The 12,502-nt window shown below is 47.0% G+C and carries 8 protein-coding genes; 6 read left to right on the plus strand and 2 right to left on the minus strand.

Annotated elements, in window-relative coordinates:
* Window positions 1-71: 71 nt before the first annotated feature.
* Window positions 72-1,808 (plus strand): beta-N-acetylhexosaminidase, encoded by a 1,737-nt coding sequence (gene nagZ, locus Q9R46_RS20160; protein ID WP_311281505.1) that lies wholly within the window; start codon window positions 72-74, stop codon window positions 1,806-1,808.
* 1,019 nt (window positions 1,809-2,827) lie between these two features.
* Here the strand turns inward: nagZ and Q9R46_RS20165 are convergent.
* The gene (locus Q9R46_RS20165) at window positions 2,828-4,279 is read right to left on the minus strand and encodes a serine hydrolase domain-containing protein (RefSeq protein ID WP_311281687.1); all 1,452 of its coding nucleotides are present in this window, start codon (window positions 4,277-4,279) and stop codon (window positions 2,828-2,830) included.
* Between the two features lie 259 nt (window positions 4,280-4,538).
* Here Q9R46_RS20165 and Q9R46_RS20170 point away from each other — a divergent pair, with 259 nt between their 5' ends.
* Both Q9R46_RS20170 and Q9R46_RS20175 read left to right on the plus strand, forming a co-directional pair.
* A complete protein-coding gene (locus tag Q9R46_RS20170) occupies window positions 4,539-6,512 on the plus strand; it encodes a methyl-accepting chemotaxis protein (protein WP_311281506.1) in 1,974 nt (657 codons plus the stop codon).
* 296 nt (window positions 6,513-6,808) lie between these two features.
* Window positions 6,809-8,080, plus strand: a complete 1,272-nt coding sequence (locus Q9R46_RS20175) for a DUF2087 domain-containing protein (protein ID WP_311281507.1) — start codon at window positions 6,809-6,811, stop codon at window positions 8,078-8,080.
* A gap of 319 nt (window positions 8,081-8,399) precedes the next feature.
* Here Q9R46_RS20175 and Q9R46_RS20180 read toward each other — a convergent pair whose 3' ends face one another.
* The gene (locus Q9R46_RS20180; RefSeq protein WP_311281508.1) at window positions 8,400-10,400 is read right to left on the minus strand and encodes a methyl-accepting chemotaxis protein; all 2,001 of its coding nucleotides are present in this window, start codon (window positions 10,398-10,400) and stop codon (window positions 8,400-8,402) included.
* A 238-nt stretch (window positions 10,401-10,638) separates the two neighbouring features.
* On the opposite strand from Q9R46_RS20180, the gene Q9R46_RS20185 reads away from it, so the two are divergent.
* The 3 genes from Q9R46_RS20185 to Q9R46_RS20195 all read left to right on the plus strand — a co-directional run bounded on the left by Q9R46_RS20185 (window position 10,639) and on the right by Q9R46_RS20195 (window position 12,433).
* Window positions 10,639-11,313, plus strand: coding sequence for an AzlC family ABC transporter permease (locus Q9R46_RS20185; RefSeq protein WP_145334290.1), 675 nt, complete (start codon window positions 10,639-10,641; stop codon window positions 11,311-11,313).
* Window positions 11,304-11,633 carry an AzlD domain-containing protein gene (locus tag Q9R46_RS20190; protein ID WP_145334208.1) on the plus strand — a complete coding sequence of 110 codons (330 nt, stop codon included), beginning with the start codon at window positions 11,304-11,306 and terminating at the stop codon, window positions 11,631-11,633. Before Q9R46_RS20185 ends, Q9R46_RS20190 begins: the two co-directional genes overlap by 10 nt.
* A 143-nt stretch (window positions 11,634-11,776) precedes the next feature.
* Window positions 11,777-12,433: an SGNH/GDSL hydrolase family protein gene (locus Q9R46_RS20195; protein WP_311281509.1), complete on the plus strand. Its 657-nt coding sequence runs from the start codon at window positions 11,777-11,779 to the stop codon at window positions 12,431-12,433.
* The last annotated feature ends 69 nt before the right edge of the window (window positions 12,434-12,502 follow it).

Genomic DNA, 12,502 nt, shown 5'->3' on the forward strand with positions numbered 1-12,502 from the left:
AAAGTAGCATGGCAGACAGGGATGTTGCTCTTTGGCACGAGGGGTTGAGGTTCATGGGAGGAGGATACGTAATGCTAATGCGTAGCTTGAAGGACAGGGTGAAGCAAAGAATCGGACAGATGACCTTAAGAGATAAGATCGGGCAGATGCTGTTATGCGGATTTCATGGAACGGAGCCGGAAGGCGAGATAGAGAAGCTGCTTGGAGATTACCCGATTGGCGGCATCGTTTATTTTGCAAGGAATGTGGTTTCGCCTGAACAGGTAGAGCGGCTATCCGGCGGTTTGCAGAATATTGCGCAAGCAAGTGGCAATGTACCTCTCTGGATTGCTATTGACCAGGAAGGCGGCATGGTGGCTCGAATTACAGAGGGGATTGCACTTATACCTGGACAGATGGCCATTGCTGCGGCCGGATCGGTGCAAGATGCTTATGCAGCGGCACGGATCAGTGGAGCGGAGCTACAATCGATGGGCATCAACATGAATTTTGCACCCGTACTCGACGTGAACAACAATGCGAGCAACCCGGTCATTGGCGTGCGCTCCTTCGGGGAATCCGCGGAAAAGGTAGCTGACTTCGGTGCGGCATCCATTGCTGGATTTCAGCAAGCGGGTATAGCTGCAACCGCCAAACATTTTCCCGGACATGGAGACTCGGATACGGATTCCCATCTGGATCTTCCTGTGATTACACATGACAGAACGCGGGTGGATCAGGTGGAGCTTGTGCCATTTCGTGTAGCCATCGCAGAGGGTGTGGACGCGATGATGTCTGCTCACATTTATTTTCCGGCACTGGAGCCAGAGCGTCTGCCAGTGACATTATCTCATTCTGTTTTGACTGGACTGTTACGTAAGGAGCTCGGATATGAGGGTATGATCTTGACGGACTGTATGGAGATGAAGGCGATCGCTACTCACTACGGCACGGTCGATGCGGCAGTGATGGCGGTTGAAGCTGGAGCGGATATGGTACTGATCAGTCATACGGCACAGCTACAGGTGGGAGCTTTTGAAGCATTGATGAATGCGGTGAAAAGTGGGCGTATCAGTGAGCGGCGGATTGATGAGTCCGTTAAACGTTTGCTGACATATAAAATGAAGCGTGGGCTGATGAATGTGGAGATGGGACTGGAGAGCGGCACGGCCGTAGAGATATCTGCCGGTATGAGCAGGAAATCTGGTGTGGATGATATCCATATGCCCCCGGCGGTTGTTCGCGATTCCATGAATGCAAATCAGCCATTTGCCGATCCGTTTCAACGTAATAGTCCACAGCATCAGGAGGTAGCCCGGCGAATCAGTGAGAAGAGCATTACATTAATTCGGGATGCACAACATATGTTGCCGCTCAAACAAGAGCGAACACTTGTCATTACGGTTGCCGCAGAAGTGACAAGTATTGCTGATGAACAGTTGGATGGAGGGGCAACACTCGGAGCGGCTTTGTCTGCTCAAGGTCTGGATGTGGTGGATATGAGGGTAGCGGCGGATGAAATTGCGCTTTCCTCGGCTCGTCTGCTTCAAGCCGCAGAAGCGGTGGATGTTAGGCAGATTGTGATCGGCACTTATAATGCAGGTAGCCCTTCTGGTGACCCGCAATGTCGGTTGATCGGCTGGCTTCAGCAACTTGGCAAACCGCTGGCTGTAACCGCACTTCGCAGTCCGTACGACCTACAGAAGTTGCCGGATGTGCAGACTTATATCGCGGCATATGAGAGCCGGCCTCTAGCGATGAGTAGTGCAGCGAAAGCGATGATGGGACAGATTCCGTTCAAGGGTGATCTTCCTGTCACGATTGAATAAATAGATGCAGGTTCAGTAGATTTACAGGTAGAGAATGAAAATATATGAGGCTACTATGAAGCAATATAAAGAGATATGAAGATATATGAAGCGATATGAAGATATATGAAGCGATATGAAGATATATGAAGCGATATGACGATATATGAATAAAAATAAATATATATGAATATATATAAATATATATGACTCAATATTACGAAATATGAAGAAATATGACGTAATATGAGGGGAATCAACATAGCTGAAACTGAAACTTTTAAGGATATGAGGGATGAACTGGTGTCTCCTCACACAGCCGATATAACAACGAGATATAAGAATAACAAAAGGACCGAAGCTTTTTATGCTTCGGCCCTTTGCGTGGTTGCATAAGCCTATTATTGTACATGCAGTAAGCATTATGAATGATAACCAAACCGTAACCGATTCTAGTGACCACGAATGATGATATTGGGTTCATTTTGATGGTGGCTAAAATCTAACGATCCCCAGAAACGTTATTTGGGTGATATTAGCCGATTTTATTTTCTAACGATCTCAGTGGAGCTTATTTAGGGGAATTGATGCGAAAATGGGCTTTGATCATGTGTTTTTGGAGAAATAAGGTTACTGGTGATCGTTACAATTTCTGAAGGGTGATTATCGCTCAAATAAGCTCATCTGAGATCGTTAGAATAAACAGGGGGGGGGAAGACTGTGTAGCCAACCCAAACCTCACCCCAAACTTCACTCCAGACCTCACCCCAAACCGTAATCTTCGACTCTACCTAACTCTAACCCCAATCAACCCGCAACCCAATCTCAGCTACTCCTTGACCTCAACCTACTCTAGCCCCGAACCGCAACACCAATCAGAGCACCCACCACTAACCAAAACGCAACAGGCACGCACCACAAGGCACAAGGCACAAGGCACAAAACACACAACACAAAATGAACAACACAAACCACAAACTTCTAACCTCGCTGAATTGGTGGCTTCGTGCGGCTCCGTATGATGCTTCCAGCGACCGACTCTATTGCAAAGCTTTGGCCGTTCGTGTCTCTAGATCACTTAGCAGTGTGGTCATATCCATGCCTGCATGATTACCGAGCAGGATAATGGTAATATCATCGGATAAATTACGTGAAAATGCTGTGGAAAATCCGCCGCCGCTTCCATTATGGAAGACGGTGCGTTTTGTTCCATTTTCCTTGAGAATCCAGGCATAGCCGTAATTTTTATTGGAATAGGGCTTATACATCGTTTCAATCGTTTCCTGACTGAGAATCTGGTCAGTGTACAGTGCCCTATCCCATTTCAGCAGATCATCCACGGTAGAATAGATCGTACCTGACCCGGATTGTGAAACATAATAAGGCGCAGGTGTCCATCCTTTTCCTTGCTGGACAAATCCACTGTTCGTATGCACTTTGCGGGATGCTTCTCCTGAATCTTGCATGCCGAGCGGACCCAGAATGGTTTGTTGAACATAGTCTGCATAACTCATGCCAGATACCTGTTCCACAACGTACGCAAGCAGCACGTAACCGCTATTGCTATACAGGTAGGCACTGCCGGGTTCGAACTTCAACGTTTTGTGGCGAATCTCTTCTACCGTTTTTTCAAGTGTATCGCCTTCCCCGCGACCGAAGGCCGACGGCAGACCTGACGTTTGGGACAGTAACATATGCAGGGTAATCTGATCTCCCTTCGGGATGCCCGAAATATAGGCGGAGACTGGATTTTGAACATCCAACTTACCTGCTTCTGCGAGACTCAAAATGGAAGCCGCAGTGAATGACTTGCTTAAGGAGGCGATACGGGTCTTCTGGTCCGGACGATTCATTGTCTGTTCGTCAGCAAGACCATACCCCTGTTTGAGCAAGACTTCGCCGTTTCGTGCAATCAGAGCCATCCCCGGATAGTTGATCTCGCGCAGATATGTGTCTACGCTAGCCACTTCAGGATTTAACACGCTGACCTGGTCAGTCGTTATACCAACATTCATCTGGCCTGAAGGCGTTCGCTGGACTTGGATATCGGCCTTCAAAGCATTCGCCAGGGTCCGGACAGGAATCATTAATGTGCCGTTAATGGTGCGTGAATTCACTGGAGAGGCGAGAGAAACCTGGTTTACTTTAATAGATTTGCTTCCGGCTTGGTGCACCAGCTTGTCCCTGCCAACGGTTATTGTAGCTGTGTTGGTACGAGCATCCCACTTCAAATTCCCTTTAACAGATTGGACTACATCTCGTAAGGGGACGAATGTTGTGCCTTTTAGAATAAGCGGAGCGTTGTTCCAGAATTGCGGCTCTCCGTTGACTTCAATATGGACGGCCTGTGTAGTCTGCGATGCAGAAACAGTGGTGTTGTTAGATAGCCCGAATATCGGGCCTGCACATAGAATGAATGTGAGTAAAATACGTAGCGTGGATGAATAGCGACGACTAGATACAGATTGTTGCTTGTGAAACTTGCCTAAGATTTGAGCCCTCTCCTTCCAAAGTGTTTCTTATTAAACCATGATATAAATATTGTAAACGATCCCAACAAGGGGGTCAAAAAGAGAGAATATGCAAGTAATAGGATCAGATCATTAAAAATGCGATTATTTAATATGGATACATAATGTTTCGCGGCGAACTTTCCGATAAAAAGAGTTGAACTTAATGATGGGAGATAGATAGATAATGAGAAAAGGGCTTCAAAAAAGGCTTCAAAAAAAGTCTCAAGCAGGGAAAAAAATGAAGGGACGGTTTCAATCCTGGTATACGTTGACGGTAAAAAAACGGCTGATTGCCGCATTCCTTTTATTCCTGATCGTTCCCAGTCTTAGTGTAGGGTGGCTTGCTTATCTTAAGGCAGCAGATCAGGTTAAAATGGAGATTACTCGTTCTGCACAGGCCAAAACGGAAATGCTTAGTCTGCAGATTGATCAGATGCTCAATATGGAGAAGGACAATGCTGCACAGATGGCATCGGGTATTACATCCGAAGACATTATTAACAAGTCCCCTGCGCTTCAAGCTCAGATGGATCGAATGTCCAAAAACCATAAAGAACTAGGTGTACTTACAGCTGGAGCGGAGGATGGAAGCTGGATGAAATCCCCTGATGCCGGAAACCAGATCTATGATCCTCGTGAACGTCCATGGTACAAAATGGCGATGTCGCAATCGGAGCCAGTCATCTCAGATACCTATCAGTCTTCAACGACAGGGGAATGGGTGGTGACAGCAGCAGCCAAGCTTGCGGACGGACAAGGTGTTTTTGGCGCCAATGTAAGCTTGAATCATCTGAAGGAGACGGTGGACCAGATCCATATCGGCAAAGCAGGGAAACTGTATATGCTGGATAATGGCGGAAAGTTTCTATTCCATTACAAGATTGAATCCGGTACTCAGTCTGATCAAAGTTACATCAACGAGATGTATACGAAAGATCGGGGAACGGTGAAGTATACATATGATGGTCAACCGATGGAAGCTGTATTTTACACAAATACGGCCACGGGCTGGAAAATTGTCGGCGAGATGATTCCCTCCGAAGCGGCAGAGTCCGTGCAACCGATTATGATTCGTGCGATTACACTTGTAGGCGTAGCAATTATTGTAGGTATTGTGCTGTTGATCTTTATTATCCGTAGCATTCATCGTCCGTTGCAGCAGCTAACGCAAGCGGCATCTCAAGTAAGTGCGGGGGACCTGACGGTTCGCGTAGGCCTGCGGCGCAAGGATGAGTTCGGTCAGCTTGGAGAAAGCTTTGATACCATGACGAATTCACTGCGTAACGTACTTGGCGAGGTACATGATACATCGAGTCAGCTGGCGGCATCATCGGAAGAGTTGATGGCAAGCTCTGAGCAGACCTCGAAAGCAACGGAGCAAGTAGCGGAGTTGATGCAAGATGCAGCTGCAGGAACAACGATGCAAAATGAAAGTCTTGCAGCGACAGAGCAGCTTGTCGGTGAGATGTCACTTGGCGTGAAGGAGATCTCTGCAAGAGCGGGAGATGCGGAGCGTATCGCATTGGAAGCATCCTCCAAATCGGAAACGGGTATGGTCACGATGCAGGAGGCCGTATCCCATATTCAGCAGGTGAACGATGAGAGCAAGGATATGGAGGCTGTCATCGAAGATCTGCGAGCGAAGAACGAAGAAATTCTGGATATTGTAGCGGAGATTACAGCCATCGCCAAGCAGACGAACATTCTGGCACTGAATGCTTCCATTGAGGCTTCGAGAGCAGGCGAGCATGGCCGGGGATTTGCTGTGGTTGCTAACGAAGTGAAATTGCTTGCGAACAGCTCAGGCGCTTCGGCAGAGCGGATTAATGAGCTTATGCGCGAGATGAACGAGAAGACTCATGCTGTTCAGTCTACCTTCGCACGCACGGGTGAAGGTATGATGAGAAGCTCGCAAATGATCACAGAGGCTGGAGAAGCCTTCCAGACGATTCGTGATGCGGTTCAAACTGTTGCAGCTCAGGCCGAAGAGGCGGCTGCAGCTTCCCGTCAGATCGATCAAGGAATGGGACATGTGAACAAAGCTGTAAACGAAACGATGGTTCTCTCTAACCGGATTGCTGCGGGCACCGAGGATGGCTCGGCGGCGGCTCAGGAGCAGCTTGCTACAATGGAGGAGGTTGCGGCATCTTCAGCGGCCTTGTCTCGCATGGCAGAGGATCTGCAGAGCATGATTGAACGATTCAAATTGTAACGGAATGAGTATGAACGTGGGTATGAAGGCTGTCGGGGTGATGAACCGGCAGTCTTTTTTTTCTTTTTTGCAGGAGATTGGACTTTGTTTGAGGCATCTGATACATCCTGTTGGTTTGACAATAAACAAACATAATAATATTATATTTATAAATAAACAAACAAAATAACGAATAAATGAGAAATAAGATTTATTTAATTAAATTTCCCGTATGAATCAATACAGATTAACCTGGAACTCCAAATAACTCACAAATCAAAGGTACATTAGATGAATTATAGAAGGGACGGCGAAGGATGAAAGCCTCGGATTCAAGATTGCAGACAGCCTCTCTCGAAGAGATCAAACGCGGATATGTGGAAGAAGGAATGGCCTATTCCTGTATTTGTTGCGGTTTTACAACAGAACCGGGAATTGTTTACCCCGACGAAGGCGTGCTCTATGATGCGGTTCGTTACATGCGTGTTCATATTGAGAAGGTCCATGGTTCGGTATTTGAATACTTGCTGGAGCTGGATAAAAGTGTGACCGGATTGTCGGATGTACAGCGAGGTCTGCTAGCCCAGTTCTATGAAGGGAAAAAGGATGCAGAAGTGCAGCAGGCTCTGGGCATCGGCAGTGCGTCTACCATTCGAAACCATCGATTCGTTTTGAAGGAAAAAGAGAGGCAGGCCAAAATATTTCTGGCGTTAATGGAACTGTTGAAAAATAAAGACCTACATGCTCCGGCAACATGGGTGTCGCCCATTATGAAACAAGGGCATACGATTCATCAGCATTCCTTCGATATATCCGAAGAAGAACGGGAACGAGTGCTACGCAACTACTTTCCCGAAGGCACAAGCGGCCCGATGACTACGTTCCATATGCAGCAAAAACATAAGTATATCGTGCTCACAGAGATTTCCAAACGTTTTGAACCCCGGCGTCAGTACACCGAAAAACAAGTGAACGCACTCTTGGAAAAGGTACATGCTGACTATGTTGAGATTCGTAGATATCTGGTGGACTATGGTCTGTTGGAGCGAAAGGAGGATGGCAGCCAGTACTGGCTGGGTCGTGTAGCAGAGGAACAAGGGAACGGTAGAGGGGATGGGAAGCAGACGAAAGGATCATCAGCCAAATTATCAGATAACTCATCTGAATCCCAAGTCATGGAACAGCAAGTTTCAGAAGAAAGAACAGGTAAAGGAGAGAAGAGCATGAATCGACGCAAAGAGTTACAGGAACAAGCCAAAGAAGTCAAAATAGAAGCAGGCGTATATCAAATTCGGAATGAACGAAACGGCAAAGTATACATCGACAGCACACCTAATCTGAAGACCATTAACGGACAGCAATTTATGCTGCAGATGGGAAGCCATCTGAATCGACGTTTACAGGCAGAGTGGAATGAATACGGTGAGAGTGCATTTACGATTGAAGTATTGGAAGTCATGAAAAAGGATGATAATCCCTATGCCGATCCGAAGGATGCGCTTGCCAAATGTTTGGAAAGCTGGTTCGAGAAGCTGGAGCCTTACGGAGATCGTGGATACCACGGGGAGCAAAAACCGTCGAATCCATAGACAGACAGGGTTCGTTGCCAGTATCGAACATGACCAATTTGACATTTCATTTTTGGACATTAGCTGGCTCATTCTCAGCTTGACGTATATTATAACGGAATCGCAATTCTAACGATCACAGATGAGCTTAGTTTGGAGATACCGGGGTTTCTGAAATTGTAACGATCACCAGGAACCTTATTCCACTAAAAACACACGCTATCCCAATAAAAAAGTCCCTCTGCTGTCTGGTCAAGACCAGTTCGGCAAAGGGACTTTTTATGTGTTGATGTGCTCTAATATGGCTCGCCAATGGCGAAAGATTTGCGTTGGTTGTCCATTATAGCTTAAATTGCTCTACCAGTTTCTGCAGCTTATTAGCCAGATGCGCAAGGGAATCGGCAGAGGAGGAGATTTCCTGCATGGAGGCCACTTGCTCTTCCGTTGCAGCGGAGATATTCTCCGTGCCATCGGCATTGGTTTCCGAGATGGTATGAATGTGGTCAATAGACTGCACCACTTCTGCTGTGCTGGCAGACATCTGCTCGGATGCTGCTGCAATATTTTCAAGTTGCTGATTGACCACCCCAACAGCCTCGCTAATCTGTACAAATGCATCATCGGCAAATTGTACAGCCCGAATGCCGCTGTCTACATCCTTTTGTCCCAGACGAACATTCTCATTGGCCTTGGAGATTTCTTGCTGAATGGATGCGACCATCTCCACGATCTTCTGGCCGGATTCGCTGGACTGCTCCGCCAGTTTACGGACTTCACTTGCTACAACGGAGAATCCGCGTCCATGCTCGCCTGCACGGGCTGCTTCAATGGAAGCATTCAGCGCAAGCAGGTTGGTTTGGGCTGCGATATCCGTAATGACAGAAACCATCTCACCGATGGAGCTGGAATGCTGATCCAGCCGTGTTGCGGTTTCTGCGATACCTTGCACAAAATGCTGAATGGAGCCCATCTCCGATACAGCCGTTTTGATCGTCGAGTTCCCTTGTTGCGCAAGTTCGCTTGCTTGCATAGCGGCTTCGGACACTTGCTGAGTACTGTTGGTTACTTGTCCTACCCCTCCGGCAAGTTCATTCATCTGCTGTGCGGTATGTTTCAGGCTGTTTGCCTGCTTTTCAATGCCAGCTGCAGACTGTTCTGTAATGAGGGCCACTTGCTCTGTAGCTTTGGTTGTCTCTGACGAATTGATAGCAAGCTGTGCAGAAGATGTTGTAAGCTCGTCAGCTGTATTACGCACATCCTGAATGACAGTTCGTAGAGATGCACTCATTTTATTAAAGCTGTTACTGAGTTTGCCGAACTCATCGTGACCTTTCACAGCAACCTCGATTGTCAGGTTACCGTCACTGATTTCGTTAGAAGCTTTGACAAGTCGATTGAGTGGTCTCGTAATGGCTTGTACAATCCAGAAAATAATGATGGAGCTGATAACTACAGCAATTGTAATAACAATCAGGGTAGTGTACAGGATTGGACGAACGGTTTCCGTAACTTCGTCGTTATCGATAACACCGACGACTGTCCAGCCTGTCGTTTCATTGGTTACGAAGAAGGCATGCTCGTTTTTTCCGTTCAACGTATACTGCAGATCACCATTCTTTTGATCAAAAATTTGTTTATAAGGTTCCATCGTACCTTCAGTACCTGGTTTTTCGGTTGGATGTACGATGATTTTATTCGCATTATCGATAATATAGATATATCCTCTTTGCCCGATTTTCGTGGAATTTACCGTCTCGGAAAGAGCTTGAAGGGACAGACTGACCGAAACAACACCATGACCGTCACCAGTCGTCTGAGCAATCGAAGCAACTACGTTACCTGTATTGCTTGAGATGTAAGGTGTGATTACAGTAGGTACGTCTTTGTTCTCCGAAGCAGCCTTAAACCAAGGACGTTCACGGGGATCGTATCCCGGTTTGTTCACGGCGGTGACTGGGGAGTTGATATAGACACCTTTATCCGTTCCGACGGAAGCAAGTTCCACGTCATCGTGGGTATCTTTGTAAGCATCAAGTAACGTACGAATCGTTTTCGTTTCGTCCCCTTGAACCGGACCCACATTACCAGCATCCAACTGACTTGCCAGGAAGTCTACATTTTTGCGTGTGGCCCCAATAATCTGGTCAATGGTCTGATTCAGTACACTCACGCTACTGTTGGCATTCTCAAACATTTTTTCTTCGACCTTGGTAGCCGCTGTCTGGAATGAAATGATGCCTAAACTGATCGTCGGGATCAGGAGCACGATAGCAAATGAAAGTATCAGTTTCTCTCTCATCTGTAACGTTCGTTTCTCCTTTGGCTGCTTCATTTTCTTCATAGTACATTCTCCCCCTGTCAACTCTCCCGAACTGACATAAAATATGGTATATTTCTAAGTTAATGCATACCAATTCTGCATTAATTACTTAAAGTCTGTGACCCAGAATGGTATGTATCGATATATATCGGCTGACAGTGTTTAAAATTAGAGAGGAGTTGTACGAGAGTTGAATGAAAGTGCACCGAGATTAGCTGCACATGAAAAAAGTGTGGAAATCCAGGATGAGGCAACATTTATGCAGGGGGTTCGGGATTGTGTTCCGACATTGCTCGGATATTTAAGTATTGGCTTTGCAGCGGGGGTCATCGAGATGACCGCAGGTCTCAGTTTCGCCGAAACCGCATTGTTGAGCCTGATTTTATATGCAGGTTCCGCCCAGTTCATTGCAGCAGGGATGCTGGCTTCCAATGGATCGGCGTTAGCCATCATTTTCACTATATTTTTTGTGAATCTGCGTCATCTGCTACTCAGCGCAGCGGTATCTCCGTATTTCAGACATTTGACACCACTTAAAAATATGTGGATCGGCTCACTGCTTACGGATGAGTCATTCGGTGTGGCGATGACCCGTGCGATCGGCAGAAAAACACTCAGTGAGCGCTGGATGCATGGTCTGAACATTACAGCGTATTTGAACTGGTTTGTCGCGAACATGGCGGGAGCGTACTTTGGGCGCTGGATTACGAACCCGGATCGCTTCGGACTGGACTATGCGTTGCCAGCGATGTTTATCGGTCTAATCGTGCTTCAGTTGGTACATCGCAAAAGCAAAAAAATACATATCAATGTAGCAATCATTGCGGTCGTGTGTGTTATCTTAGCAAGCATGGCTTCACTAGGTAGTCTGAGCATTATCATAGCAGCAGTGGTTGCAGCAACGATGGGAGTGTTTATGGAACGATGGAAGTAAGATGGGATGTATTCTGGATTATTATGGGCTCGGCACTACTCACGTTTATCCCCCGGGTACTGCCACTGATGCTCTTCAGTAAAATACAGATTCCGGTGTGGCTGATGCGCTGGCTCGAATATGTGCCTGTTGCTGTCATGGCCTCGCTCATTGGTCAGGAATTGTTTATGTCAGGCAATCGCCTTGTCCCCATTACAGAAAATGCCGCCTTATGGGCAGCGTTGCCTACAGTGGCTGTAGCCATCTGGACACGCAGTCTGCTCGGTACGGTGCTGGTTGGTATTGTATCGATGATGATATTACGTTACCTCATGGGATAGGAAGATGGAATCGGGATGAAAACGCTATTTTCTAATGAACCTAAAAGGGATAAGATGGAGAAAGCGGTACGTATAGTCTATTTTAGCCATAGTTCAAGCAACAGGATTTCATTATATATAGTACGAAAGGAACGATGTCTAAGATGAAACCAAGTCCATCGGCGATTTTGTTTCAAGGGGACTCCATTACCGACGGAGGAAGATCACGGAATGAGGATCTGAATCATGTTCTCGGTCACGGGTACGCGTATTTGATCTCAAGCAGACTGGGCATGGAACTGGCAGGCAAGCAAAAAACGTTCTACAACCGAGGCATTAGCGGAAATCGGGCATCCGATCTGTACGCACGTTGGAATGAAGACACGTATAGTCTGAAACCGGATCTGATCAGTATCCTGATTGGGGTGAACGATGCTTGGCGCTTTATGAATGAAGAGCCTAGAGGTTACACTGATCGTTTTGCCCGGGCGTATCGTCACTTGCTGGAGGAAACAAGGGAAGTTATACCGAATACCGGACTAGTACTGATGGAGCCTTTCATTCTGAAGACAGGGGCGACGTTGGACAAATGGGAGGGCTGGGAAACGCTTATGGCCGAATACCAGCAACAGGTTCGGGAAATGGCCGAGCACTTCGGGGCGGTGTGGGTTCCGCTACAGCAAACGTTCAATCAGGCATTGGAGCAAGCCGACGCTTCATACTGGTTGTGGGACGGCGTTCATCCTACTGCGGCAGGTCATGAGCTAATTGCCCGTCAGTGGTTGTCTGTGGTGCAGCAATCTCCACTTGCTATTGTGTAGCTTATCTTAAATTCCATTAGTGAAGCGTGGTGAATCCTTTGCAAGGCTCTAATCACGAAATCGGAAACG

The organism is Paenibacillus sp. RRE4 (assembly GCF_031844205.1).
Taxonomy (GTDB): domain Bacteria; phylum Bacillota; class Bacilli; order Paenibacillales; family Paenibacillaceae; genus Paenibacillus; species Paenibacillus xylanexedens_B.

Excerpts from the sequence above, each read along its gene's own strand:
- nagZ (WP_311281505.1), top strand. The coding sequence starts at position 72 with ATGCTAATGCGTAGCTTGAAGGACAGGGTGAAGCAAAGAATCGGACAG.
- Q9R46_RS20180 (WP_311281508.1), bottom strand. The coding sequence starts at position 10,400 with ATGAAGAAAATGAAGCAGCCAAAGGAGAAACGAACGTTACAGATGAGA.
- Q9R46_RS20195 (WP_311281509.1), top strand. The coding sequence starts at position 11,777 with ATGAAACCAAGTCCATCGGCGATTTTGTTTCAAGGGGACTCCATTACC.
- Q9R46_RS20170 (WP_311281506.1), top strand. The coding sequence starts at position 4,539 with ATGAAGGGACGGTTTCAATCCTGGTATACGTTGACGGTAAAAAAACGG.
- Q9R46_RS20175 (WP_311281507.1), top strand. The coding sequence starts at position 6,809 with ATGAAAGCCTCGGATTCAAGATTGCAGACAGCCTCTCTCGAAGAGATC.
- Q9R46_RS20185 (WP_145334290.1), top strand. The coding sequence starts at position 10,639 with ATGCAGGGGGTTCGGGATTGTGTTCCGACATTGCTCGGATATTTAAGT.
- Q9R46_RS20190 (WP_145334208.1), top strand. The coding sequence starts at position 11,304 with ATGGAAGTAAGATGGGATGTATTCTGGATTATTATGGGCTCGGCACTA.